21 protein-coding genes and 1 tRNA gene are annotated in these 24,928 nt (G+C 56.4%); 10 read left to right on the top strand and 12 right to left on the bottom strand.

Features of this window, described 5'->3' with window-relative positions; genetic code table 11:
- Positions 1-177 precede the first annotated feature (177 nt).
- A complete protein-coding gene (locus AAC060_RS12625; protein ID WP_339826927.1) occupies positions 178-1,719 on the top strand; it encodes a DUF87 domain-containing protein in 1,542 nt (513 codons plus the stop codon).
- A 101-nt stretch (positions 1,720-1,820) separates the two neighbouring features.
- On the opposite strand, the gene AAC060_RS12630 is transcribed toward AAC060_RS12625, so the two are convergent.
- The 6 genes from AAC060_RS12630 to AAC060_RS12655 form a co-directional block, all read right to left on the bottom strand.
- Positions 1,821-4,541: a valine--tRNA ligase gene (locus tag AAC060_RS12630; protein ID WP_339826768.1), complete on the bottom strand. Its 2,721-nt coding sequence runs from the start codon at positions 4,539-4,541 to the stop codon at positions 1,821-1,823.
- A 150-nt stretch (positions 4,542-4,691) separates the two neighbouring features.
- Positions 4,692-5,360: an enoyl-CoA hydratase/isomerase family protein gene (locus AAC060_RS12635; protein ID WP_339826770.1), complete on the bottom strand. Its 669-nt coding sequence runs from the start codon at positions 5,358-5,360 to the stop codon at positions 4,692-4,694.
- Positions 5,357-7,450 carry a S9 family peptidase gene (locus AAC060_RS12640; protein WP_339826772.1) on the bottom strand — a complete coding sequence of 698 codons (2,094 nt, stop codon included), beginning with the start codon at positions 7,448-7,450 and terminating at the stop codon, positions 5,357-5,359. Before AAC060_RS12640 ends, AAC060_RS12635 begins: the two co-directional genes overlap by 4 nt.
- Before the next feature lie 55 nt (positions 7,451-7,505).
- A complete protein-coding gene (locus AAC060_RS12645) occupies positions 7,506-7,985 on the bottom strand; it encodes a DUF2497 domain-containing protein (RefSeq protein WP_339826774.1) in 480 nt (159 codons plus the stop codon).
- A 55-nt stretch (positions 7,986-8,040) separates the two neighbouring features.
- Positions 8,041-9,504: a TolC family outer membrane protein gene (locus AAC060_RS12650; RefSeq protein ID WP_339826776.1), complete on the bottom strand. Its 1,464-nt coding sequence runs from the start codon at positions 9,502-9,504 to the stop codon at positions 8,041-8,043.
- A gap of 21 nt (positions 9,505-9,525) precedes the next feature.
- Positions 9,526-10,179, bottom strand: a complete 654-nt coding sequence (locus AAC060_RS12655; RefSeq protein WP_339826778.1) for a protein-L-isoaspartate O-methyltransferase — start codon at positions 10,177-10,179, stop codon at positions 9,526-9,528.
- Between the two features lie 253 nt (positions 10,180-10,432).
- Here AAC060_RS12655 and AAC060_RS12660 point away from each other — a divergent pair.
- The 4 genes from AAC060_RS12660 to AAC060_RS12675 all read left to right on the top strand — a co-directional run bounded on the left by AAC060_RS12660 (position 10,433) and on the right by AAC060_RS12675 (position 13,401).
- A tRNA-Cys gene (locus tag AAC060_RS12660) sits at positions 10,433-10,506 on the top strand.
- A 144-nt stretch (positions 10,507-10,650) separates the two neighbouring features.
- On the top strand, positions 10,651-11,448 hold the full coding sequence (locus AAC060_RS12665; protein WP_339826780.1) for a tryptophan 2,3-dioxygenase: 798 nt from the start codon (positions 10,651-10,653) through the stop codon (positions 11,446-11,448).
- A complete protein-coding gene (locus AAC060_RS12670) occupies positions 11,445-12,566 on the top strand; it encodes a class V aminotransferase (protein WP_339826782.1) in 1,122 nt (373 codons plus the stop codon). The genes AAC060_RS12665 and AAC060_RS12670 overlap by 4 nt, the downstream gene beginning before the upstream one ends.
- Before the next feature lie 142 nt (positions 12,567-12,708).
- Positions 12,709-13,401, top strand: a complete 693-nt coding sequence (locus AAC060_RS12675; RefSeq protein ID WP_339826784.1) for a crotonase/enoyl-CoA hydratase family protein — start codon at positions 12,709-12,711, stop codon at positions 13,399-13,401.
- On the opposite strand, the gene AAC060_RS12680 is transcribed toward AAC060_RS12675, so the two are convergent.
- Positions 13,398-13,772: a VOC family protein gene (locus tag AAC060_RS12680; protein WP_339826786.1), complete on the bottom strand. Its 375-nt coding sequence runs from the start codon at positions 13,770-13,772 to the stop codon at positions 13,398-13,400. The genes AAC060_RS12675 and AAC060_RS12680 overlap by 4 nt on opposite strands.
- Before the next feature lie 36 nt (positions 13,773-13,808).
- Positions 13,809-15,749, bottom strand: coding sequence for a prolyl oligopeptidase family serine peptidase (locus AAC060_RS12685; protein ID WP_339826788.1), 1,941 nt, complete (start codon positions 15,747-15,749; stop codon positions 13,809-13,811).
- A gap of 70 nt (positions 15,750-15,819) precedes the next feature.
- On the opposite strand from AAC060_RS12685, the gene pabB reads away from it, so the two are divergent.
- The 3 genes from pabB (at position 15,820) to AAC060_RS12700 (ending at position 20,665) form a co-directional block, all read left to right on the top strand.
- A complete protein-coding gene (pabB, locus tag AAC060_RS12690) occupies positions 15,820-17,637 on the top strand; it encodes an aminodeoxychorismate synthase component I (protein ID WP_339826790.1) in 1,818 nt (605 codons plus the stop codon).
- A gap of 1,297 nt (positions 17,638-18,934) precedes the next feature.
- Positions 18,935-19,495 (top strand): hypothetical protein, encoded by a 561-nt coding sequence (locus AAC060_RS12695; RefSeq protein ID WP_339826791.1) that lies wholly within the window; start codon positions 18,935-18,937, stop codon positions 19,493-19,495.
- A gap of 150 nt (positions 19,496-19,645) precedes the next feature.
- The gene (locus tag AAC060_RS12700) at positions 19,646-20,665 is read left to right on the top strand and encodes a DNA topoisomerase IB (protein ID WP_339826792.1); all 1,020 of its coding nucleotides are present in this window, start codon (positions 19,646-19,648) and stop codon (positions 20,663-20,665) included.
- A gap of 279 nt (positions 20,666-20,944) precedes the next feature.
- Here the strand turns inward: AAC060_RS12700 and AAC060_RS12705 are convergent, their stop codons facing one another.
- Together AAC060_RS12705 and AAC060_RS12710 are read right to left on the bottom strand one after the other, a co-directional pair.
- On the bottom strand, positions 20,945-21,172 hold the full coding sequence (locus AAC060_RS12705) for a sterol desaturase family protein (protein ID WP_339826794.1): 228 nt from the start codon (positions 21,170-21,172) through the stop codon (positions 20,945-20,947).
- A gap of 34 nt (positions 21,173-21,206) precedes the next feature.
- The gene (locus AAC060_RS12710) at positions 21,207-21,410 is read right to left on the bottom strand and encodes a hypothetical protein (RefSeq protein WP_339826796.1); all 204 of its coding nucleotides are present in this window, start codon (positions 21,408-21,410) and stop codon (positions 21,207-21,209) included.
- Between the two features lie 358 nt (positions 21,411-21,768).
- Here AAC060_RS12710 and AAC060_RS12715 point away from each other — a divergent pair, with 358 nt between their 5' ends.
- Positions 21,769-22,617 (top strand): hypothetical protein, encoded by an 849-nt coding sequence (locus AAC060_RS12715; protein ID WP_339826798.1) that lies wholly within the window; start codon positions 21,769-21,771, stop codon positions 22,615-22,617.
- Between the two features lie 52 nt (positions 22,618-22,669).
- Here AAC060_RS12715 and AAC060_RS12720 read toward each other — a convergent pair whose 3' ends face one another.
- Together AAC060_RS12720 and AAC060_RS12725 are read right to left on the bottom strand one after the other, a co-directional pair.
- The gene (locus AAC060_RS12720; RefSeq protein ID WP_339826799.1) at positions 22,670-23,224 is read right to left on the bottom strand and encodes a GNAT family protein; all 555 of its coding nucleotides are present in this window, start codon (positions 23,222-23,224) and stop codon (positions 22,670-22,672) included.
- Positions 23,225-23,320: 96 nt separating this feature from the next.
- Complete coding sequence (locus AAC060_RS12725) at positions 23,321-24,217, bottom strand: LysR family transcriptional regulator (RefSeq protein ID WP_339826801.1); 897 nt, start codon at positions 24,215-24,217, stop codon at positions 23,321-23,323.
- Positions 24,218-24,311: 94 nt separating this feature from the next.
- Here AAC060_RS12725 and AAC060_RS12730 point away from each other — a divergent pair, with 94 nt between their 5' ends.
- Positions 24,312-24,809: a lactoylglutathione lyase family protein gene (locus AAC060_RS12730; protein WP_339826803.1), complete on the top strand. Its 498-nt coding sequence runs from the start codon at positions 24,312-24,314 to the stop codon at positions 24,807-24,809.
- Positions 24,810-24,928 lie beyond the last annotated feature (119 nt).

Consider the following 24,928-nt stretch of genomic DNA (forward strand, 5'->3'; position numbering starts at 1 on the left):
ACAGGAACAGCCGCTATGTCTGACATGGGTTCTCATAATTTCCCCGCATCTGCACCTCTGCCGGTTTCAGGTAATGAAACGCAGGACCGTAGTAGCCACGCTCCCGCTCCGAAGCGTACCGAAGGCCATAAAATTGGCGAAGTCATCGAAATCGCGGGATCGGGTTCCAAAATTGTGATGGACAGTGCCGTTCTGAACAGGTTGCTTGATCATCCCGATGCGACGGTCAAAATGGCTGGTCAGGTGGGCAGTCAGGTCAAAATTCGTGTTGGGCAGACATGGCTGCTGGCCAATATCCGGACTCAGAGACTCTATGAAGGGCAGTCGGGGCTGGTGGTCGCCGACATCGATTTTCTGGGCGAAGGTGACGAAGAACAGCTGACCGGGCATATTTACAATTTTCGGCGGGGTGTAACCCGCTATCCAACGCCGGCGTCGCTGGTTTACGCCGTGACTACGGCAGATCTAAAGCAGGTCTACGCCTCGGATGGCCGCGCTAATGTTGAAATCGGTACGGTCTATCCCACGGACGATATACGCGGCGCCCTATATGTCGATGCCATGCTTGGTAAGCATTTCGCGCTTCTGGGATCGACCGGTACCGGTAAGTCGACTTCTGCGGCTCTCATTCTCCATAAAATCTGTGATCTCGCTCCCGAAGGTCACATCATCATGATCGATCCGCACGGTGAATATTCTGCCGCCTTCAAGGAAAACGGCAAATTGTTCGACGTGAACAACCTGAACCTGCCTTACTGGCTGATGAACTTTCGCGAGCATTGCGAAGTGTTTGTCCAGTCGAGAGGCGATGCCAAACAGATGGACTGCGACATTCTCGCGAAATGCCTGCTAGCTGCAAAAGCAAAAAGTCAGGCATCCGCGAGTATCGCAAAACTGACTGTGGATTCACCCGTGCCCTATTTGCTGTCCGACCTGACGGCGATACTTCAGAATGAGATGGGCAAGCTCGACAAGGCGACCAACAGTGCGCCCTATCAGCGGCTAAAATCCAAGATTGACGAGATCAAGGCCGATCCACGTTACAGCTTTATGTTCTCCGGGATGCTTGTTGGCGACACAATGGCGGCGTTTCTTGCCAAGATTTTCAGACTGCCGTCCGAAGGGAAGCCGATTTCGATTATCGATGTCTCGGCAATGCCGTCCGAAATCACACCTACTGTTGTTTCTGTGCTCAGTCGCCTGGTGTTCGATTACGCTATATGGGCCCGCAACGAGCCTCAGCGGCCGATGCTTTTGGTCTGCGAGGAAGCGCATCGATATATTCCTAATGATGATGTTGCCGAGGAAAGCAGTGTCCGCGATATTCTCAGCCGGATCGCCAAGGAAGGCCGTAAATACGGTGTTTCTCTGGGTCTTATCACCCAGCGTCCGTCGGATCTGGCCGAAGGTGTACTCTCGCAATGCGGTACAATCCTGTCGATGCGCCTCAACAATGACCGGGATCAGGCCTTTGTGAAAGCGGCTATGCCGGAAGGTGCGCGCGGATTTCTCGACTCCATTCCCGCCTTGCGCAATCGCGAAGTGATTTGCTGTGGTGAAGGCGTCGCGATTCCGATCCGCGTCTCTCTCGATACACTGGCTGAGGACCGGCGTCCGGCTTCGGAAGATCCGCTATTCTCCGAGTTATGGCGCGAGCAAGGTGGCGAAGAAGAAATCATCCAGCGGGTTATCAAGCGCTGGAGAGCGCAGGGCCGGTAAACACCAACCGGACCGTTTGTCCATTTCCATTAGTTGTTAATCGATGACCGGTAGCAAATTCTTGGCCATCGATTACGCTCCTAGTGCGGCGCGGTGCGGGATCATCCCAGCCGATCGATGGCTTCCTGTAATCGTTCGGCTTCCGCTTCTTTTTCCGCCAGATCAGCGCGGGCTTTCTCGACCGCCTCCGGTTTGGCCTTTTCTACGAAATTTGGATTGCCAAGGCGTCCGGCTAGTGACTTGGCTTCTTTCTGAGATGCTTCCAGCGCTTTGGTCAGACGGGCTTTTTCTGCCTCGAAGTCGACTGCACCTGCAAGCGGCAGTATATAGGTTGCACCATCCACCACGATTTGAGCCGTCGCGCCTTCGGGGGCCGCATCAAAGGAAAAGCTTTCCAGCCTGCCAACGCGGTCCAGTGCAGAGCTTTGCCGCTCGATACGCTCTGCCAGAGCATCATCGCCATCGCGAACATGGGCGGACATTTTTGTTCCGGGCGGAATATTGAGTTCGACTTTTGCCGTGCGGGTGGCCGAGATGAGACGAATGAGCCAGTCGACTTCCGCTTTCGCCTCCTTGTCGATGTCCGCTTTCGGCTCGGGCCATTTGGCTACGATCAGATCATATTCTCTGTCGCCCATGCTGTGCCAGAGTTCTTCTGTTATGAACGGCATGAACGGGTGAAGCATAACGATGATCTGGTCGAGCACCCAGCCAGCTACGATGCGGGTTTCATCAGCCGCGCTTGGATCTTCGCCCTGTAAAACTGGCTTGATTAGTTCCAGATACCAGTCGCAGAACCGGTCCCAAGTGAAGTGATAGATGGTGTTGGCCGCCGCATCGAAGCGCAGGTCGGTCAGCGCCTTGTCGAGTGCGCGCTGCGTTTCGACCACTTCGCTGATGATCCAGCGATTGACGGGCAGGGCGGCTTCGGGGGCAGCGAGCGTCTTGCTTGCACCAATGCCGTTCACTTCGCAGAAGCGCGACGCATTCCACAGCTTGGTGGCAAAATTGCGATAGCCCTCGACCCGCTTGTCATCCATCTTGATGTCGCGGCCCTGGCTTTCCATCGCCGCCATGAAGAAACGTAGCGCATCGGCGCCATATTGATCGATCAGGCCGAGCGGATCGACAACATTGCCCTTCGATTTGGACATTTTGGAACCATCTTCGGCACGGACTAGTCCGTGGAGATAGAGCCGCTTCCACGGCACTTCACCCATCATCTTGATGCCCTGCATCGCCATTCTTGCGTCCCAGAAGAACAGAATGTCAAAGCCGGAGATCAGCAGATCATTTGGATAGTGGCGTTTGAGATCATCGGTCTGTTCCGGCCACCCGAGTGTGCCGAAGGGCCAGAGCGCGGAGGAGAACCATGTGTCGAGGACGTCGGGGTCGCGGGTGAGTGTTACGCCAACGCCAGCTTGTGCTTGTGCTGAGGCTTCATCCATAGCTACATAAATTTTGCCGTTTTCGTCAAACCAGGCGGGAATCTGGTGTCCCCACCAAAGCTGCCGCGAGACACACCACGGTTGGATATTCTCCATCCAGTTGAAATAGGTTTTCTCCCAGGTCTTGGGCACAATCTCGATACTGCCATCCCGGACAGCCTTGATCGCGGGTTGGGCGAGTGTCTCCGCATCGACATACCATTGGTCAGTAAGCCACGGCTCAATCACCACACCGCCGCGATCACCAAATGGCGTCGCGATTGTGCGCGGTTCGGCATCATGCTCGGTCTCTTCGCCATCTTTGTTTTTCGAAACATGCGGGATCAGGAAACCAAGCTCCTTCAGCCGCTGCACAACCAGCTCGCGGGCGCCGTTGACGCCGTCTTTCTTGAACCGGTGCAGTCCGATATATTCTTCAGGCACCAGTCCGTCTGCCGTCTGGCAGACATTGGCTTCGCCATCGAGCATATTGAGCATCTCGCCTGCCGCAAAGCCAGCGCGCTTGCCGACCTCGAAATCGTTAAAATCATGGCCCGGCGTGATTTTAACCGCGCCTGAACCCAGTTCCGGATCGGCATGTTCGTCGGCTACGATCTTGAAGCGACGTCCGGTTATCGGCTGCAATATTTCCTTGCCGACTACGCTTTTGTAGCGCTCGTCGCTTGGGTGCACGGCAACCGCCATATCGGCCAGCATCGTTTCCGGTCGGGTGGTCGCGACCTCAATGTAGTCGCGTCCGTCATCCAATGTCACGCCGTCGGCCAGCGGATATTTGAAATGCCAGAAATGGCCCTTGGTGTCAGTGGTCTCGACTTCCAGGTCGGAGATCGCGGTTTTCAGAGCCGGGTCCCAGTTGACCAGCCGCTTGTCGCGGTAGATCAGGCCGTCATTATAGAGATCGACAAAGACCTTTAGCACGGCCTCGTTCATGCCTTCGTCCATGGTGAAACGTTCGTTCGACCAGTCCATCGAACAGCCGAGACGGCGCAACTGCTTGGTAATCGTGCCGCCGCTTTCCTCTTTCCACGCCCACACTTTCTCGACAAATTCCTCGCGGGTGAAATCGGTGCGCTTTTCCTGACGCTCGTTCATCTGTCGCTCGACCACCATCTGGGTGGCAATACCCGCATGGTCCATGCCGACGACCCAAAGCGCATCCTTGCCCTTCATCCGCTCGTGGCGGATGATTATATCCTGCAATGTATTGTCCAGAGCATGGCCTATATGCAGGCTGCCGGTGACATTGGGCGGTGGATTGACGATGGTAAACGGTTCGCGATCGTCGCGCTCCGGACGGAAAAGGCCCTTGGTTTCCCAATGCTCATACCAGCGCGCTTCAATGGCGGCGGGGTCGAAATTTTTATCTAAGGTCATGCTCAGCCTTTGGCATTGGTTTTCACCGTAAACAACAGGCAATTGTCCGTTAATGGTGAGCCTGTTGAACCACGCCTATAGTAATATAGCGCCCTTCGACAGGCTCAGGACTAACGGAAAAGCAGCAATCTGTTCGTTTGTTTCGGCTGGCTAGCCCAATATTGCGTCAATTTCGGCATTGGCCTTGGCGCGCAACTGCCGCTTGCAAGCCTTGAAGGCAGGCTGGGCCGCCAGTTCCTGCGCACACGCTACGGCTTGGTCCAGCAATTGACTTGGCTCGACCAATTCGTCAGCCAGCCCCGCGCTCAAAGCTTCTACCGGAGTCAGCAAATGCGACGACAGAGATAGGCGCCGCCGCCAAACGGGGTCGAGCCAATGATCAAGGATCGCTTGCGGCACCGGAGGGAAGGGAAGGCCCGCCTTCGCTTCCGGCAGGCCGATCTTGTAATCGCCCTGCGCTGCGACAATCCAGTCCGCTGCAAGAGCCATAATCCCGCCAGCGCCAATAGTGTTGCCGTTAAGCGCGACCACCACCGCACAGGGCAGGCGATGCAGGGCCGCTGCAAATGCGTCGATAGCCGCTGCTGCGTGAATCTGGCCCGCTTTGTCCAGCGTCGCCACGATTTTCGTGTCCATGCCGCAGGTGAAATGTTCACCGGCACCAGTCAGAACAATACCATTTTTTGGAGGGTCCTTGGCCAATGCCTGCAAGGCCGCGATTCCTTCCTCCAGCAGAGCCGGATGGAGGGTGTTGCGTTCACCGTTGGTCAGCGTGACGATGATCGTCCCATCGCGCTCGTCGGTCGGGAAAAAGCTCACTCGCCTTCGCCTTCCTGATCGCCCGCCGCAGTCCATTTGTCCATCCAGTTAAAGACCGCCCGGTACCATTGCACACTATTCTTGCCCTTGAGCACCCAGTGGTTTTCATCCGGAAAGATCAGCAATTTGGACGGGATGTCCATTTCCTGCGCAACGGTGAACGGCATGATACTTTGGGTATAAGGGATGCGGAAATCCTTCTCGCCGTGGATGAACAGCGTCGGTGTTTTCCAGTTGGCGATCTTGTTGACGGGATTCCATTTTTCCGGACTGGGTCGTGTCCACCAGTTGCCGCCATGATCCCATTGGTCGAACCAGAGTTCTTCTGTGCTCAGCGCCATAGCGCGCAAATCAAAGACACCGGCATGGGTGATCAGACAGTCGAACCGGTCGGGCCAATTGCCGGCAATCCAGTTCATCATATAGCCGCCATAAGAGCCGCCCAAAGCGCAGGATCGCTCGCCATCGATCTGCGGGTCGGTTTTCAGTGCCGCCTCATAGCCTTTTTTCAGATCTTCAAGTGGCTTGCCGCCCCAGTCCAGATTGATGCTGTCGGTAAATTTTTGACCGTAGCCGATAGAGCCATGGAAATCGACGGTAACCACCGCATAGCCGGGGGCCGCCATCAATTTAGGGTTCCAACGGGTGGACCAGCTGTTGCCGAAACTGCCCTGTGGTCCGCCATGCACCAGAAACGCCATCGGCAGTTTGCCGGACGCGCCCTGTGGCTTGATAATCTGTCCCCAGACCTGTTCGCCGTCGGCGCCAGCAAAATCAAAGCGCTTGATATCGACCGCATCGATCTGGGCTAGCTCACGGCCGTTGATGTTGGTCAGCTGCCTGACGGTGCCGTCCGCTGCACGGCGATATAGATCGGTAGGGGCCTGCAGGCTGTTCATCGTGTAGATCAGAGACCCATCCTGCAACGGAATGGTTGTGCCAACATTGCCGCCCGCTGTCAGGCGCGTGACTTTGCCCGTCTCGACTTCCACTGCAAAGGCGGGATGATCCAGTACCTCCTGCGCGGTCACGATCAGATATTTATTGTCCGGCGTCCAGACGATCGAACCGACCGAGCGGTCCCAATCCTTGGTCAGGGCGATAGCTTCGTCTTCATCACTGCCTTGCTTGCGGAGCTTTACAACGAGACGATCGGCCTCATAACCGGGACGCTCCATCGCTGCCCATGCTAGCCATTGCCCGTCCGACGAAAAGGCCGGCAACGTGTCCGTAGCCTTGTTATTGGCCGTAAAATTGACGGTTTCATTGCCATCGGCCTTGGCACCGTAAATATCGATATTGGTGGATTTTGGTTCATTGCGGTCCGCAACTCTGAGCGCGAAGAAGACACCGTCCTCTCCCGGTACCCAAGTAATTTCCTCACCGCCTCCGAATGGTTTGGAAGGACTGTCGCCGATCAGATCGCCGTCGAGGGCTGAGCCTTCGCCCGTAATCTTTCCGTCTTCCAGTCCAAAGGCAAATATCCGGCTATAATTGCCCGGCGTTTCCCAGCTCGACCAGTGGCGGATGAACAATTCATCATATTCGCGGCCGGTACCCGGTCCGGGCTCGGCCCTGTTTCCGCTTTCCTCACAACCGAACGTCGGGCAGTCTCGGGCGATTTCGCCCCAGAGCGCGATTTGTTTGCCGGTCTGAGACAGTTTGAAGCCGGCAATATCGGCTTTTAGTTCACTTGCCTGAACAGGCTTTCCAACTTTATCCCCAGAAATGATGTCTGCATGCCAAAGCTGTTCCGAACCACTGGCGTCGCTGAGATAATAGAGGCTGCCATCCGGCGCGAAAGCCGGGCTATGTTCGCTTTTTCCAGCCACGTCGAGAATCCGGACGGGTGTGGCATCGGCGGCATCAATTTCCAGGAGATATAGCGCATTTGACCGTTCGTAGGTTTCGGGCTGCGTTTCTGTCACGTCATAGGCGGCCCATTTCTCGTCGGGAGAAACACTGACCGATCCCATCCGTTTCAGCGTAGCAAGATCCTCCGCCGTCATTGGTCTGGCCGAAGCAAGAGTTGGTACAATGGCGCCGGTCAGGAACAGGGCCGTAGTGAATATTTTGAAAAATTTTGTCATGGCCACGGGTTTAGCACGGCTATCTGACATGGCAATTCAGTTTAGCGACGCAGGCCTATTTGTCGTTTAATCGCTGGATTTCGCGGGATACCAATTCTTCGACGAGGTCGGGTAGATTCTGGTCCAGCCATTGTTTGATCAGTGGTCGCATCACTTCACGGGTCAGGTCTTCCAGCGACGTACCGCCTGGCTGGTGCTGTGGTATCCGACGTTCTGTGGCGCCTTTTTCGACCAGTGCCGAGAGCGATTGGCGCATGCTATCAAGCTTGTTGTCGTCAATCAGCCGTTCTTCCTGGCGGCGGTCTCCAAAAACGCCTTGTGCGGATGAACTCCCCCCTTCCGGCAGTTCGTTGGTCAGTTCGAGCACTTCTTCGTTTGCCGGCTTTATGTCCGGGACAGCCTGCAGCGCCGGTTTCATCGGGGTTTTTCGACGTTGTTGGGGGCGATCCTCATCAATCGCCTTGTCGTCGGCAATGATGCGTTTGATCGACGAGAGGATTTCCTCCATCGATGATTCTCTATTTTGTTCAGCCATGTGCGAAACCCCCAAACTTATACTCTGTTGCCGAAACTGATCGCCGCCATTCATTCTATCGGCGCGCCGGTATCTCAGGCAACGGCTCTATCTCCGCTTTTTGCGCCTGGGTGTCAACGGTTCTGGTCGCCTGCGGTTCCGGATTGGGGTCGCTTTGATAGTCATAGAACATATCGTCGACCCGCTCGTAATTGACCTTCGGATCATAAAGCGGTCCGCCTTCGAGCCCCAGATCCCGCGCTTCCGCCCGGCCCATCGCTGCGAGCAGGGAAAAACCCGCGACATAACTGTTGCGCCGCGCCGTCACTAGCTGCACTTGCGCGTTTAGCAATTCCTGTTCGGCGTTCAGTATGTCCAAAATGGTCCGGTTACCGACGGAATTTTCCGCCCGCACTCCCTCCAGCGACAGGCTGGCAGCGGCCACGGCGCGCTCCGAAGACTGGATGACCCGTTCCGATGCGCGCCAGCTGGAATAAGCTGCACGGGTCTGTGAAATCACATCGCGCTCAACCGCAATCAGCTGTTCGTAGGTCTGGCCAGAGCGCGCTTGTGCCTGACGGATCTGGGCAGCCGGTCGGCCACCCTGGTAAATCGGCATGGTTGCCTGGATACCGACTTCTGCGGTAGATTGTTCCTGAATGAAAGTTGTGCCTGCAATATTTCCACCGAGCGTGCCATGGTAATTTATATAGCGCCCTTGCACATAGGTCGACACCTTGGGTTTGTTGGATGCCCGGGCCGTTTTGATATCAAATTCTGCGGCCGCAGTGCGCTCCTTGGCGGCGAGCAGGTCCGGATTATAGGTTAGCGCAATATCGACTGCCTGATCCGGTGTCTCGGGAAGGTTTGGCAATGGCGGAGGCGCCTCCAGATCGCCGGGTTCGTGTCCGACTAGCGCGATGTAATTTTCCTTGCTGCGGATCAGCCCCGCGCGCACGGTTTCCAGATCGCCCTTGGCGACTTCCAGCCGGGATTCCGATTGCGCCACGTCGGTCCGGGTGAGGTCTCCGATTTCGAAGCGGTCGCTGGTCGCTTCCAGATTGACCGAGAGGACGCCGACATTGGCCCGGTTCAGTTTGACGATCGCCGTGTCGCGGATAACGTCCATATAGGTGGCGACGACATTGCTAAAAAGACTCGCCTCGGTTGCGCGGAGGTCCAGCTGGCCCGCTTCCACTCTGGTCTTGGCGGCGCGGACGGCATTTTTTACCGCTCCGCCCGAGTAGATCGGCACAGTGACCGAACCGCCCGCAGTGGACTGGCGCAGAGGTGCGGTAAAGCTATTCGCGCTGCGCAGGAAATTTTCCTGAAAACCGAAATCACTGGTCGCGCTTGGGCGGCCATCTGCTTTGGCGATCGCGACTGTCTCGTCGGTCGCCCGCTGGGCGGCGCGCGCGCCGGACAGGGTCGGGTTGGTTTGATACGCTGCCACGAGAGCATCGCGCAGCGTGTCTGCTTGCACTGGTGCAGACAGCAGCGTCAGGATAGCCGTTCCAGCAAGAAGGCGACGTCTATTCATCTCAAATCTCTCCCGAACACCTCAAAAAGTGAAGGTTTTTACTTTTTCAAAACCGGGCAGGGGACATCCCCCGCAATCGGCAAAATATTGATAGCCGACATGCTCCCCAGCCGTGCGACCCAGGGCAAGGCGAGATACGCCGTCATTCATGACCGCTGCCACGATTCGCCCGTCCGGCGCGAGTTGATCGACCAAGGTTTGGGGAATCTGGTCCACCACACCATCAATAACAATTACGGAATAAGGTGCCGATTTGCTCCAGCCGTCCGCATGTTCGGCCGTTTCAATCGTAATTCCGTCAATGCCCGCCAGATTTTTCTTGGCGGTTGCCGCCAGTTTGGCATTTGCTTCGATCGCCGTCACCGAACCGGCGAGTTGGGTCAGAACAGCCGCCGTATAGCCCGTGGCCGCACCGATCAGCAAGACATTGTCATTCTTTGTCACATGCGCGACATTCAACAACCGTCCGGTGGTGAGTGGCGGATTTAAAGCCCGCCCTTCGCCGACTTGCACACCGCGGTCCGCATAGGCGAAGCTACGTTGTGCAGCGGGCACAAAATCTTCGCGAGGGACGTGACTCATGGCCGCGATAACACGCGGATCACTGACATCAGTGGTGCGCAACTGGCTGACCACCATGGCTTTGCGCATCTGCTTGAAATTTTCCTGACCCAAGAGTCGATCCTTCCAAAATATGTTTTTTCGTCCTTGCCACGCCTGTATTATTAATACAATACACTATGGAGTGAATTTTGTCGCTTCTAGCGGGGCTTGGCAGTTGCGCCAAGATGGAATCCGGTGAATTTATGCTGACTGCGTCTTTTGCGCGACAATCAGGCCATTTCTTATTTTATGCACGGCCAAAAACGGATGATGCAAGTTTGGGTTGACTTTACCGGCAAAGCGAAGCAATTCGCGCCCTCTCTCCGGCCCGATGGCGGAGTGGTGACGCAGCGGATTGCAAATCCGCGCACCCCGGTTCGATTCCGGGTCGGGCCTCCAGAGATCTGTTCCAAGCTTGGGTTTCACTAAAATATTGATGAAACACATGCCTCTGGGCGTTGCTGGGCGATTGGCAAAAGCCGGCTGGCTGGCCTTTGACATCGATGCTCTTCCCATAAAGTCTCCGCGGCGTTACACTTCCGCATGACCGATAAATCCACCATGACCTACGCGCGCTATCTGGCGCTCGATACATTGCTCGACGCGCAGCATCCCCGATCCGATCTGGACGACGAGATGTTGTTCATCATCATTCACCAGACCAAGGAACTCTGGCTCAAGCAGATCATTCGCGAAATGCGCTTTGCCAAACAGCAAATTGCCGCCGACGCGCTGGTGCCTGCCTATAAGGCGCTGGCGAGGATCAGCCGCATCCAGGCGGTGATGACGTTGAGCTGGGATGTATTATCGACCATGACACCGAGCGACTATACGCGCTTTCGTCATGTGCTGGGGCCCAGTTCCGGCTTCCAGTCCGACCAGTTCCGGACTGTGGAATATATGCTTGGCCTCAAGGACAAGGCCTTTCTGAAATATCAGGAGGATCGCCCAGAGGCGCAGGCGGCGATGCAGGCCGCGCTCGATCAACCCAGTATCTGGGATGATGCGATAGCGGCGCTGGCGCGTGCCGGTTTTGATATTGCACCGGACCTGCTCGATCGTGATTTTGCCGTTTCACATCAGCCATCAGAACAGGTCGAGACGGCTTTTCTGGAAGTCTATCGCAATCCCGATAAATATTGGGAGCTCTATCAACTGGCGGAGAAATTGGTCGATCTTGATGATGCAATGGCGACCTGGCGGCACAAACATGTGTTGACCGTCGAGCGGATCATAGGCGGGAAAATGGGAACGGGCGGAACCGCTGGCGTTTCCTATCTGCAAAGCACGGTGGGCAAGCGCGCCTTTCCGGAACTATGGTCGCTGCGTACCCAATTATGAGCTGGAAACATCTGTTTTCCAAATCTCTTGCGGCCGATCCGGAGCGGCTCCACTTCGCCGCGCACAGCCATCATCTCTGGCCCGACGCCAGCCATGACGGTCATATGGCTGCTTGGCAGGATGCGGCAGCTTTAGCGGATCACAAGTGGGACAAGATCATGGGCCCCGTCTGGTCCGAAGCACAACAACATGTTGCTGATGAGCTGAAGCTACCGGATCCAGCGACGCTTTGCTTTGCACCCAACACCCATGATTTTATCGTGCGCCTATTGTCGGCCATTCCGGCGCGGCCGGTTAGGGTTCTGGCGACTGATGGCGAGTTTCACAGCTTTCGCCGGCAAATGATCCGTTGGGTGGAGTCGGGGGAGGTCGTTCTGCAACCGGAACCACCCGATAGCTTGCTAGAGACTGCCCGGACCGGTGAATTCGATCTGATATTTGCCAGCCATGTGCTGTTCAATTCCGGCACGATCATTTCCGCGCTGGACGAACTTGCGGCGTTGGCGCGTCCTGAAGGGCCCTGGGTGGTCATTGATGGCTATCATGGCTTCAAGGCGATCGAGACCGATCTGTCGCAAATCGCCGATCGGGTGTTTTACCTCGGGGGTGGTTATAAATATGCGATGGCGGGAGAGGGGGCCTGTTTCCTCCATGCGCCACAGGGTTTTGCTGAGCGACCGGTTGTGACTGGGTGGTATGCAGCATTTGACGATCTCGCCCTGGCGCCCGGAGATGTCGGCTATGGGCCGGACGGACGGCGGTTTCTAGGCAGTACGTTCGATCCGTCCGGACTTTACCGGTTTAATGCCGTGCAGAATATGCTGGATAGCGAAGGGCTGACCACGGTTGTGATTTCGGACCACGTCGCGGCTCTGCAGGCTCAGTTTCTGGAAGATGATCCTCTGGCAGATTTTGAATTGCTCAATCCGCTTGGTGATCAGCAGCATGCGCGTTTTCTTGCTTTTCGCGGGGAAGCGGCATCCGCTCTCCATGACCGGCTGGCCAAGCAGAATGTCGTGACCGATGTCCGCGGTAATGTTCTGCGGATTGGCTTCGCACTTTATCATGATCGGCACGATGTGGCGCGTCTGACAAAAATAATCAGGGAACTAACCTGAACGAATTGCCGCTACGGCCTGTCTGGCGAAGCAAGTTTCTGAGCGGTTATCATCGTTGCCTCACAGGATTTTTCCGTTGACCTGACGAATTCTGCCAATAGGCTTAACCGATCAATTAAATCCGTATTGAAAAGGACCGACCATGAGCATTTCCGTCGATATCCAGAATGATGTTGCCTTGATCACGATGGACGATGGCAAGGCCAATGCCGTCAATTTCGATCTCATGATCGCGCTTAACAAAGCGCTGGACAAGGCCGAGGCGGACGCCAAGGCGATCGTCCTTACCGGCCGGGAGGGCCGTTTTTCCGGTGGCTTTGACCTCGGCATGATGGGCGGCTTTACCCGTGAAGATTCCGTCCGTCTGCTCGACCGGGCGTCTGAGCTGGTGCTCCGTCTCTATGGTGGACCTATGCCTGTTGTCGGAGCTTGCAATGGCCACGCCATTGCCATGGGCGTGTTTTTGCTGATGGCTTGCGACACGCGGATTGGTGCGACCGGCGACTTCAAACTGGGTGCGAATGAATCGATTACCGGGATGACACTGCCGGTATTTGCGGTCGAACTGGCGCGCGACCGGCTCAGTCCGTTGCACCAGACCCGCGCGATGATCCAGGCTTTCATCTATGAACCCAAGGGCGCGGTCGAGGCCGGCTATCTTGATATGCTGGTCGAACCGGACAAGGTGGTCGGTCAGGCTACCGCAATTGCGGGTCAGCTCGCCAAGCTGCCGGGCCATGCCTATGCCTATCAAAAATCGGCGATGCGGAAACCGGCGCTGGATGCGATCCGGGCGAGCATTGGCAATCACCCGAATTTGCGCAAAATGGCTTAGCGGTGCTGGTCGATCAGGATCGGGTTGCCATCTGGATCGGTCAACATGATGCTGGCTGGGCCTTCGCTGCCTTCGGTCTGGCTGTCGAGTGTGACACCCGCTGCCAGCAATGACTTCTGGATATCGCGGACGTCGTCGAAATCATCGAGATCCTGTCCATCCTGATCCCATCCCGGGTTGAAGGTCAGCATATTCTTGGGAAACATGCCCTCGAACAGGCCGATCATTGTCTCGCCATTTTTCAGGATCAGCCATTTCTGGTCTTCGTTGCCACCAAATTTGGCAAAGCCGAGTTTCTTGTAAAAGGCTCTGGAAAGGGCGATATCCTTGACCGACAGGCTGATCGAAAAGGCTCCGAGTTTCGTCTTCATTCTCCTTTGCTGCGCTTATTGCCGAATGGGGCGAACCTATTCCTTGTCCAGCAGATATTTTTGCCAGAAGATCAGGCTCGCCCAGAATTGATAGTCGCCATTGGCTTTCTTGCGGAAGCCGTGGCCTTCGTTTTCGGCCAGCAGATGCCAGGCGGGGCGGTCATTGGCGCGGACGGCGGCGATGATCTGGTCGGCTTCGCTTGCCGGGACGCGCGGATCATTGGCGCCGGTGACCACCATCAGCGGGATATTGATCTCGCTGGCGCGGATCAGCGGACTGATTTCCTGCAATTTGGCGCGCTGGTCGGGGTTGCGCTCGTCGCCATATTCGCTCCTCCGCAAATCACGGCGATAGGCCTGGGTGTTTTCGAGGAAGGTGACGAAATTCGAAATGCCGACAATTTCCAGCCCCGCTTTCAACTTGTCGCCGTAGCGCAGCATCGCTGCCAGCGTCATATAGCCGCCATAGCTACCGCCGGTCACGGCGATGCGTTTGCGGTCAATGCGCCGGTCCTTGCGCAAATGGTCGAGGAATGCGCCGATATCGAGCACGCTATTCTCCCGCTGCCACGGGCCATTGTCGAGCGAAACAAATCTTTTACCAAAGCCGGTGGAGCCGCGGACATTGGGATAGAATATCGCGATGCCGAGCTCGTTGACCAGATGGTTGTCGCGGCCCAGAAAACGCGGTGTCGCCTGACCCTCCGGCCCGCCGTGGATGTTGATGATCAACGGGCGCTTGCCCTTGTGCCGCGCGGGGTCGGGGCGATAGAGAAAACCGGACATTTTCTCGCCGTCAAAGCTTTCGATCTCGACCAGTTCCGGTGCGACATTATCGGCAGCATCCAGCCCGCCGGTCTCGCTTCTGGTCCAGCGGGTGACCGCCAGCGTCTCCGGATTGACGCTATAGGCGTCGATGCCGGTGCGGTTGCTGTTCAGGGTCAGGCCGAGCTCGCCCCAGGGCGCGAATTTGACGCCGCTGATCACCCCGGTCGGCAAGGCATCGACGACCTGGATATCGCCGTTTTGCGTATCGTAGAATTTCAGCAGCGAACGACCCGCCTGATTGACCTCAAATGCGATCCAGCGGCCATTCTGGCTGATATCGAAATTGGCAATGTCCCAGACTTTCTCGTCGACCAGCGGTTCGAACAGCGATGTCTCGAGATTGACGATGCCGAGCCGTTTGACATCGCTGCCGTCATCCGATGCGGCCCAGAGGCGGCCGTCCGGGGCGAATTGCAGGCCTTCGTAGGAAACCGGCACGTTGCTGCTGGTCAATTTGCGCAGGCTGCCCTGTGCGATGTCGATCAGATAGAGTTGGTTGTCGGTGACCGAGACATAGTTGAACACCAGCAACTGTTTGTCATCGGGAGAGAAATCGATCGGGAACCAGCCGCCTCCGGTCGAGGCGACCAGCATCCGGGCGCTTTCCGGATGGGCCGGGTTCATCAGATAGATGTCGTTATAAAGTCCGGTGCGCTTGTTCGAGCCGAAGGCGAGCAGCTTGCCGCTGCTCGACCAGGGCCCCAGATTATTGCGGCTCTCGCCGTCGGTGAGCAATTTCGGCTGGCCGTTTTGCAGCGCGAATATCTGGTGGATCTCGTTGCCGCCGCTGTCTTTCTGAAACAACAAAGCCGAGCCGTCGGGCGCATAGCGGGCGCTGCTGACGGGTTCGCTGGCAAAGGTCAGCTGCTCGCGCTGCGCCATCGGCGCGGCGACGCGGTGCAACTGGCGGGTTTCGGCGAAGCGGGTGGAAATCAGCATCGCCCGGCTCTTCGGATCCCAGTCGACAAAGCTGGCGGTGCGATATTCCATATAGGGGCGGGTCTGGTCGACAATAGCCTGCGGAATGGCGGGAATCTGGTCGGCGACCAGAGCGGCGGGTTGCGGGGCAATGTCCTCTGCCGCGGCAAGCGCGGGGCCGCCGACGACCAATGATGCCACCACAATCTGCCAAGCCCGTCCAAACCGCATCCTCATCACTCCCTGTTTTCTTTGGTCAAGCTTATGGACGAACGCTATGAAAAGCAATTAGAGGTGGTTGATGTTCGATGGAAAGTCTCCCTTTGTTTTGCTCGACGATGTGCGGGCCTGTGATGCAGCGCCAGCGCGGCTTTACCGCGATCCGGTGGGGGTCATCCGGGCGGATAAAATGGAAGATTTGGAAGCATGTTTTGCAGCTGTCTCGCGGGCGCGAATGGCGGGGCAGCATGTTGCCGGCTATCTGTCCTACGAAGCGGGACTGGGGCTGGAAGAGCGGTTGCGGGGCAAGATTCCGGCGGATCTGCCTGCGCCGCTGGCCTGGTTTGGAATATTCAACGATTACATCGAGTTAGGTCAGGACAACCTTGTCCAACAACTGCCCGACCGCAACGGCGCGTGGCTGGGCCGGCTCGAACCCTCGATATCCCGCGAGGCTTATGATGCGGCGTTCGAAAAGGTCCAGAATTATATCGAAGCCGGAGATATCTATCAGGCCAATCTCACTTTTCGCGCGGAAATGGATTTTTCCGGACATCCTCTGGCGCTTTATGCCGCAATTCGCGGCCGCGCGCAGGCCGGCTATGGCGGCGTGGTGTTTGATGGCAGCAACTGGATGCTTTCCTTCTCGCCGGAACTGTTCTTCGCGCTGAAGGACGGCCGGATCACCGCCAGGCCGATGAAGGGGACCGCCGCGCGCGTCGCCGATCCGCAAGCAGACGCAGCGGCGCAAGACCATCTGCAAAGCGACCCGAAGCAGCGCGCGGAAAATCTGATGATCGTCGACCTGCTGCGCAACGACCTGTCGCGGGTGGCGGAGCAGGGCAGCGTCAAGGTGCCACAGCTGTTCCAGATCGAAAGCTACCCGACCATCCACCAGATGACCTCGACCGTCACCGCACAGCTGCAGGACGGGCTCGACGCGGTCGATGTGATCCGGCAGATTTTTCCCTGCGGCTCGATCACCGGCGCCCCGAAAATCCGCGCGATGGAGATTATCGACGAGCTGGAAAGCGCGCCCCAAGGCACCCCCGCCGACCACGGCCCGCGCGGCATCTATTGCGGCTCGATCGGCCGGATCGACGCGCCCGACGAAAAGGGCCGCTCCGACGCCGCCTTCAATGTCGCGATCCGCACCTTCTTCCTGCAAGAGGGCAAAGAAACGCTTTCCATCGGCCTCGGCTCTGGCATAGTGGCGGACTCGGACGGGGAAGACGAATGGCGGGAATGCCTCGCCAAGGGGAGGTTTGCGAAAGTGGATGCCAATGCGGAAGGAGGCCATAAGGTCGACCTGATCGAAACCATGGCCTTTGATCCCGCCAGCGGCATCAAGCGGCTGGAAGCGCATCTCGAGCGGATGAAGACCAGCGCCAGCGCCCTGCAGTTCGAATTCGACCGCCACGCGGCGCGCAACGCGATCCAGGCGATCACCTTTCATCAGGAAGCCTCGGCGATGGTCCGGCTGCACCTCGGCCAGTCGGGCGCGCTGGCGATCGAGCTAAAGCCGATGCCTGCGCCGCAAGACGGGCCGGTGCCATGCCAACTGGTGCCGATGCAGGCCGACAAGGCGGACTTCCGCCTCCACCACAAGACCAGCGACCGGCGGGTCTATGAGGTTGAGGAAATAGGCGAGGGCGTTCACCCGATCTTCGTCGATAAGGATGGTTTCGTCACCGAAGGAGCGATCTGGAATGTCTTTGTCGAGCGCGACGGGGTGTTGTTGACGCCGCCTTTGGCAAGAGGCGTGTTGCCGGGCGTGTTGCGAGCGGAACTGCTTGAGAGCGGGCAGGCGGTCGAGGCGGACCTGCGCACGGAGGATCTGGCGGGCGGGTTTTTTGTGGGGAATAGTGTGCGGGGGTTGGTTGGGGGTGCGGTTGCTTAACCTGTGTTGCTAGAACCGATCCAAGACTATTTCGCTCTTTTAAACGAGGGTTACCTAATTGTAATCATTGCCGTTTCAATCGCACTTGTTTCGATAATCACCTATCGTGATCGCCAAGCCAAGGTGAGCAAGATTGTCCTGTTGTCGGTTCTATCAATCACGCTCGTGCCATTTTTGCTAAGCTTCATGTTTTTAGGGTTTTTAGGTTATCAACATGTGTTCGCGCATAGTTATGAGTATTTGCAATTATCGGTCTCTATTTTCCTGATTTTCCTGACCCTCTTGGTGGGAATGTTCGTTAATGCAGCGATCTTGGACCATCAACCGTTCAACTTCATTTTCGTCTTTTTGAGCCTGATTGTGTTGGTAATAATGGGAGCGATAGGTCCAGTGGTTTTTGTTTTGGCACGACTTATCTGGTCCGTGATATTGTGATTTTCAGGCAACGAACAATTACCGCAGTACTAACCCACCCCGTCACCCCAGCGCAGGCTGGGGCCTAACCCGGCCATCGTTCGCAGATGGAAGTTTGCCTTGGATCCCAGCCTGCGCTGGGATGACAATTTGCTGTTGGCATAGTCGGAATTTGGATAATCGCGGTGACTGTTGCAACTCTCGCTGTTATTCATTCTCATCAAACCGCTGCCTATCTTGCCTATTGACCAAGTCAATGTGACATTGTCCGCTCACTTCATCGACATCAATAATCCGGTACAACCGAAGGTCCGCCGACCTCGCGGCATTTGAGATCGATCGTCCGCCATTCGAGATCGCTGGGCGACCGATCAATGCGTGCAACTTCGTCATCCACGCATCGCTCTGACGGGGTTCTGTCATCCTGCTCCCGGAGCGCTCTTTTGAGTCTCAACAAAGCGCGACGTTCTGCTTCGGAAATTTGACCCGGTTGCATTTGGGCGCTGGCATACGTCCTGTGGTCAGCATGTGCCCGGTCTGTTTGCGTTGAATTTTCTCCCACATTTCCCGTCAGGGACACTCCAGCCACCATCGCGAGAATCAGCCGGTGCGGATTTCGGGTTCCGGGGACTTGCCGTCGTTCGGCGTCGTTAAAGTTTTCTGTCATCATCTGTAATTTCCGTTCCTGTTTCCGGGCAGTTGATGGAATTCTGACGTCCCGAAATCTCCAGATCCAGCAGCAAGCCGGGCACTAACAATGTCTGATTTTGACATAGGGACAATTAACAGAAACTGACGGGGAGCGGGCAGGCGAATTTGCGGCTATCGGAGTATGAATGTTGATGCCTTGCTGAATTCGATGATTTCGAGCATGCCTTGATCAATGAGCAAATCGAAATCGACGCGCGAGGAAAAAGAGCACCAGCAGCTTATGCGGCTGGCAATGTCGGCGAGGGATTTTCGCCATGCCTTGAGTGCTGCAACCTTTTTGACCGAAGAGTGCGATTGGATCAAGAGTTATAGCAATGCGGAGAGCCGTAAGTTCCATTGTTACGAAACAACAATGGTCGTCGCATACGGTCGACCTTTCGTTCAGTCGCGCGGTCAGGTCGCACCACCCTTCAACTGGAATATGGTACCCGAACTTGAACTTGGACCTGACGAAAGGCGGCTTCACGAGCAGCTGCTCACATACCGAAACAAGCTGCACGCGCACTCAGATAGCGACTTTACTAATATGGGTTTGGAAATCTGGCGAACGCCTCTGCCGGATGGTGAATTCCATGACTTCTTGGCAGTGCGCGGCGGCGAGTCGTTAAACTTCGAAGAGAATGAGGTCGATCAAATACATCGGATGTTGTGGAAGATCCGGCACCACGTTGACACTGCCCTGCAGGCTCACCCCGCTTCGCGCGACGGCCTTCCAGTCATCGCCATTGGGTGAACGGCGGCTTTCCATCCCTTCTTAACCTGCCAATAAAACATTCACCATCACCTCTGGAACCGATCACCACGATTCGAGTTTCTCGATCATGGAAAATCAATCCCAAACACCCGCTAACCCACACCGACCGGCCCCCACAGGACCACGGCCTTGATCCAGCTTAGCCACAACGGAACCGAGTTCCGCATCCCCAGCCTGGTCTACAGCAGCGACGAGGAGCCCGGGATCTCGCGGGTGCGGCGGGGGCGGGGGTTTCAATATTTGTTGCCGGACAAGAGCCCGCTGAAATGCAGCGTCGAACTGGCGCGGATCAGGAAGCTGGGCGTACCGCCCGCTTATACCGATGTGTGGATTTGCCCGAAGGCCAATGGCCATATCCAGGCGACCGGTTTCGATGCCGCGACGCGCAAGCAATATCGCTATCATGACCAGTGGCGCATCTATCGCGACCGGCAGAAATTCGACCAGCTGGCGGAATTTGCCCAAACACTTCCCCGAATTCGGCGCAAGGTGAACGCGCTGCTCACGCCCGGGCAGGTCGGTGATGAGCCGAGCAAGGATGTGGCGATTGCGGCGCTGGTCCGGCTGATCGACCGGACCGCGATCCGGGTCGGCGGCAGCTCGCGCATGAGCAAGGGGGCGACCACGCTGGATATCGGCAATGTCAGCTATGGCGAGGATTTGATGCGCCTGCGCTATCGCGCCAAGGGCGGGAAGCGGGTGAGTTGCAGTCTGCGCGACACACGGCTGCAGAGGATATTGGAGCAGATCGATGATTTGCCCGGCAAAAGATTGTTCCAATATGTCGGCAGCGACGGCGAAGTGCATCCGCTCGACAGCGGCGACGTCAACGACTGGCTGAAAGCGGTGTCCGGCATGGAGAGCCTCAGCGCCAAGATGTTCCGCACCTGGCACGGCAGCGTCGCCGCACTGGACGCGATCGTTTCGGACGAGAACCCGACGATCAAGCAAGCCTGCGAAGCCGCCGCCACGACCCTGCGCAACACGCCGGCGATCTGCCGCAAGAGCTATGTCCATCCGGCGGTGTTCGATCTGATCGAGATGGAGGCTGGCGAGCGGTTGGCGATGATCGAGAGTGACAGCGCGAATATCAGCGGGCTGCGGGTGGGCGAGAACAGGTTTGTCGGGTTGATTGGCGGGGGGCGTTGACGGTGCCTTTGCTGGCTAGCAAGATCTTCGTCCCAGCGCAGGCTGGGACCTAACCCGCCTCGCTTTCGCACCCCGCTGATTGGTCTGGATCCCGGCCTGCGCCGGGATGACGGCCGACCAGCGGAAAGGCAAACCTCCGCCGTACCGCTGCCGCATGCCCGGTCAGCCGCTTTTATCGGCAACTATCTCTGCTGTTTTTGGCGCCCCAAAGGCGTCTATGCCCTGATTGCCGACGACCAGATCAAATCTTTGGAGATAGTCCGGATGCTCTGTTCCCATCTACCGGTCCCACCATGTGAAATAGAGACCGAAATTGGCATTGCCGTGGCTATGATGCAGGTCATGATGGGTGGTTGTCGTGATCCAGCGGAAAGGGCCTCTGGTCCAACCCGCGGGAAACAGCTCGACACCGGCATGCCCCATGGTGTTGCGAATGATCATATGGATCAGGAAAATCGCAATCGCTAGCGTGTAAACCGGTAGGCCGATCGCGGTCAGGAACAGCAAATATATCGGGACAAAGGCGGCCTCGGTAACTGCTTCAAACGGTTCTAAGCGAGGAAAATATCTCCCGCCGATAATCGGCGCTTTTGGCGCGGCGTGTCTGGATCCGCCGGCTGTCCGACCAGCTTTTTGCCAGCCAGAGGATCCATGAAAGAAGGCCAGCCGTCACCAGATAGCGGCCAAGGTCGAATGTGAATATGCGCGTCGAGCGCTCCAATATCATCGCGTAAAGACTGTCCACTTATTGTTCCTTAAATGTCCGGGTGCGCGATCATATTGTTGCAACGATGCTGGCAGCAAAGGCGATCATCACCAAAATTGCCCGGAACCAGTGCCATGCCGCCCATCGTGCAAGTTCTGCGGGCAGCTGCCAGTCCTCCAGCGCGATCCCTCAGGCGTAAAACAGATTTTCTTTTTCAATGGCCGCTTTCCTCCAATTCAGGCCAAATTAGAAATAAACTCGCATTGTCCCGTTTCACGATAGAAAAGTGGCTATACCCACCGATCATGAGTGCCTTTCTGCGCATTTTATGCCATGGAATGCATGGATCATAAGCTATCTGGAGAACGTTATGGCGCCGGTGATAAATGGACTATCTGTGACTTCGGTTGCTTTGACGATCGTTTTGTTACTCGCGACGGTTCCGGCCAATGCTCAACAAGAGGATAGCAAGGCAGCAGATTCGCCAGTCTCCGGTGCTGAAAACGAGGAAGATCGCGCATCTGCCGAAGACATGGAATCCACATCGCAATCCGACGTGATTATAGTGACGGGCAATAAAGCCGGCCCGGCCGAAATAGTCCTTGGCTCGCGCATCCCCCGCACGCCGGCATCTGTCGATGGAAATATTGCGACATCTACCGGAACGCGTGGTTTTACGCCGGGCAGCGGGATGGATCCGGCAGGAGGATTCAGGCGGATCAAAAAATCCCGGGCTTGCGTAAGCAACGATGAGTCGCTTTCCAAAACAGCCGCTTGCATCATGGCAGACGCGCAGGAATTATATGCGGAAGGCCGATTGACCGAGGCAGGCGACGGCTACGCGCTGATTTCCGGTTCAACGCAATTCACCTCTGACGAACGGTTGAAAGCGGCGCAATGGCAGTATCGCATCGCCGATGAAGCCGGGGATAGGGAAGCGCGTGAGCTTGCGCTCGAGACGATGATCGAAACAGGCGCGATGCACCCGATGGAAGAAGCAAGCGCACGGCGAAGTCTGATAAGCGCAGCTTTGCAGCGGGGAGATCGTGTCGGCGCGTATAAACAATTGATCGAACTGGATGAGGCCGGACTGGCAGGCCAGAGAGACGTTGCCAATCTTGCCATCCTCTCTCGCGAATTGGGCGTTGCCGGTGCCAGCGCTATAATGTTGCGTGCCATCAGAATGGATGAAGGATCAGATACAGTCGTACCAAAAAGCTGGCGCGCATTCGCGCTGCGCGAATGAGGCGGTAACTTCATAGCCTATCCGCGACTTGCCTAGGTCCGTTCCTGCGCTGTCATTGCAATTGACTGTCACTGCTCCATTCGCGACGAAGCAGGCCATAGACCAGCATGTCGCAAAGTCCGTTGTGGGTGCGCTCATGCTCGCGCAGACAGGCTTCGCGGGTGAAACCCAGGCGCTCGGCCAGCGCTATCGAAGCCAGATTTTTGCTGTCAATTTCCGCGAAAACACGGCGATGGTTCTCCCGTTCGAACAGATGGGAAATCAGTGCGGAGGTGCACGTACGCGCGATTCCCCGGCCCTGTCGCTCTGTTACCGTGATATATCCCAATTCGGTGACCTGATCATCACCGGCCGGGACCGCGACAAAGCGGCCGACAACGGCATTATCGGATTTATCAATCGCGACCCAGCTGCGGCCATTCCAGTCCGGATCGACGAGCCAGGCGCGCAACGCGACTTCGCTGTCAAAATGCGGGCGCGAAAGAAACCGGCACGCCTCCTCGTTCGAAAATGTCGGGAACAAGGCCGCGCTATCGTCAGGCTCCAGCTTGCGGAGCATGTATTTCCCGGCGTTTATCAAAACCGTGTCGGGCATTTCTTTCACCATGCTGTCCTTTTGCATATTCAATGACCATCATAGCCAATGTCCGCGTGGGGCGCAAAAGGAGAGGTTCAGCAATCGCCCCAAAAGCTGGCCTTAAAGCTAGTCCAGCTTGCGGGCTTCTTCTCGGATTATTGCAATCATTTTCTCGATTGGTGCGCTCGGTTTGCGTCCCTTCGGCCAGATCAGGAATAGTTCCGTCTTGTTCCAATTCGGCAATCGGGCGGTGGTCAGAGTTTCGCGATCAGGAAAGGCAAGCACTCCGCTTCGCGGCAATATTGTATAGCCTATTCCATTTGCTACCGGGACCGGTATTTGACCGATTTGATTTATGAAGCTTTTTATCCGCAGTCTGTCGATGCCCTCATATTCGCTTCGATAGTTGGAGGCCAATACTCTGTCGGCATAGGTTGCTCCGTCAGGGTGGTGGATATAGCCAAGGGCCTGGAGATCATCGAATGCCGGTGTTCTGTTTTTCCATTCCACAGGAAGGATTAAATCGAGATGCTCGGTGCCCAGAGGTTCGGCATCCAATCGCGGGTGACCTGAGAAATCTGTCGTCACCCCCAGGCCGAATTTCCCGGAGAGCACACCCTCAATCACCTCCCGCTTGGGCGCGGCAGTCAGCTCTATGGAAAGGTCAGGAGCATTTAACATCCAAGCGGTTAATGCCGGGTAGAGGAGCATCGCAAAGCTCCCCGAACAGGCAACGCTGGCGGTGCCCCGATCCGGATCCCCTTCACTAAGGCTTTCGAGAAAGGCCTTTTCCGCAAGCCATCGTGCCTTCGCCATGATTAGTGTCTTCTGTCCCGCGGACGTCAGCACGAACCCTGGTGCATCCCGATCAATCAGGCTTGATTGCAGCTTATGTTCCAATTTTGCAATGTGCTGTGACATGCCGGGCTGAGTCATGTTCAGACGCGCGGCGGCTTTCGTGAAGTTCTCTTCTTCGCAGAGCACGGTGAAGGACCGCAACCATGTAGAATTCAAGCTAGTCATAACATAAAATTATCATAGCGAGTTTGATTCATAATTTCAAGCCTGCGTGAGTAGTGACTAGATAGGGCATATCAACAAGTGAAAGGACGCCCAAATGAATGTATCGCCCAAAAGCTTTTCGCATATTGGCCTGTCAGTGCCTGACCTCGAAGCAGCGGTGAAATTTTACACCGAGGTTCTCGGACTCTATACGATTATGGAACCCACAGAGATATTCGAGGACGACAGCCCGATTGGAGTGATGTGCACCGATGTATTCGGCCCGGATTGGAAAAGTCTCAAGATAGCCCACCTGGCCACGGCTGACCGAGTTGGCATTGAGATCTTCGAATTTCCTGAGAACCACGCCCCAAAAGACAATCTCGAGCATAAGCGCCACGGCACTTTTCACTTCTGTGTTCAGGACCCGGACGTCGAAGGACTGGTGGAAAAGATCGTCGCGGCCGGCGGTAAACAGCGTATGCCGATCAGAGAATATTATCCCGGCGAGAAGCCATATCGGATGTGCTACGTCGAAGATCCGTTCGGGATCGTTTTTGAAGTTTACAGCCACAGCTATGAACTCACTTATTCGGAAGGCGCCTACTCATAAAACATTGATGACGGGGCGGGATAATTTCCGCCCCGCTTTTGTAAGCGATACGCTCAGATCAATTATGTCCGCTACCCACCCATTTCCAGTCAATCGAACGGATCGGATGGAACCTTAAG

It is taken from the genome of uncultured Parasphingorhabdus sp., assembly GCF_963975555.1.
Classification (GTDB): Bacteria; Pseudomonadota; Alphaproteobacteria; order Sphingomonadales; family Sphingomonadaceae; genus Parasphingorhabdus.

What these genes read in the sequence shown, in the direction of transcription:
- AAC060_RS12625 (WP_339826927.1), top strand. Translation starts at nt 178, where the DNA reads ATGGACAGTGCCGTTCTGAACAGGTTGCTTGATCATCCCGATGCGACG.
- AAC060_RS12630 (WP_339826768.1), bottom strand. Translation starts at nt 4,541, where the DNA reads ATGACCTTAGATAAAAATTTCGACCCCGCCGCCATTGAAGCGCGCTGG.
- AAC060_RS12640 (WP_339826772.1), bottom strand. Translation starts at nt 7,450, where the DNA reads ATGACAAAATTTTTCAAAATATTCACTACGGCCCTGTTCCTGACCGGC.
- AAC060_RS12645 (WP_339826774.1), bottom strand. Translation starts at nt 7,985, where the DNA reads ATGGCTGAACAAAATAGAGAATCATCGATGGAGGAAATCCTCTCGTCG.
- AAC060_RS12650 (WP_339826776.1), bottom strand. Translation starts at nt 9,504, where the DNA reads ATGAATAGACGTCGCCTTCTTGCTGGAACGGCTATCCTGACGCTGCTG.
- AAC060_RS12665 (WP_339826780.1), top strand. Translation starts at nt 10,651, where the DNA reads ATGACCGATAAATCCACCATGACCTACGCGCGCTATCTGGCGCTCGAT.
- AAC060_RS12670 (WP_339826782.1), top strand. Translation starts at nt 11,445, where the DNA reads ATGAGCTGGAAACATCTGTTTTCCAAATCTCTTGCGGCCGATCCGGAG.
- AAC060_RS12675 (WP_339826784.1), top strand. Translation starts at nt 12,709, where the DNA reads ATGAGCATTTCCGTCGATATCCAGAATGATGTTGCCTTGATCACGATG.
- AAC060_RS12680 (WP_339826786.1), bottom strand. Translation starts at nt 13,772, where the DNA reads ATGAAGACGAAACTCGGAGCCTTTTCGATCAGCCTGTCGGTCAAGGAT.
- AAC060_RS12685 (WP_339826788.1), bottom strand. Translation starts at nt 15,749, where the DNA reads ATGCGGTTTGGACGGGCTTGGCAGATTGTGGTGGCATCATTGGTCGTC.
- pabB (WP_339826790.1), top strand. Translation starts at nt 15,820, where the DNA reads ATGTTCGATGGAAAGTCTCCCTTTGTTTTGCTCGACGATGTGCGGGCC.
- AAC060_RS12695 (WP_339826791.1), top strand. Translation starts at nt 18,935, where the DNA reads ATGAGCAAATCGAAATCGACGCGCGAGGAAAAAGAGCACCAGCAGCTT.
- AAC060_RS12720 (WP_339826799.1), bottom strand. Translation starts at nt 23,224, where the DNA reads ATGGTGAAAGAAATGCCCGACACGGTTTTGATAAACGCCGGGAAATAC.
- AAC060_RS12725 (WP_339826801.1), bottom strand. Translation starts at nt 24,217, where the DNA reads ATGACTAGCTTGAATTCTACATGGTTGCGGTCCTTCACCGTGCTCTGC.
- AAC060_RS12730 (WP_339826803.1), top strand. Translation starts at nt 24,312, where the DNA reads ATGAATGTATCGCCCAAAAGCTTTTCGCATATTGGCCTGTCAGTGCCT.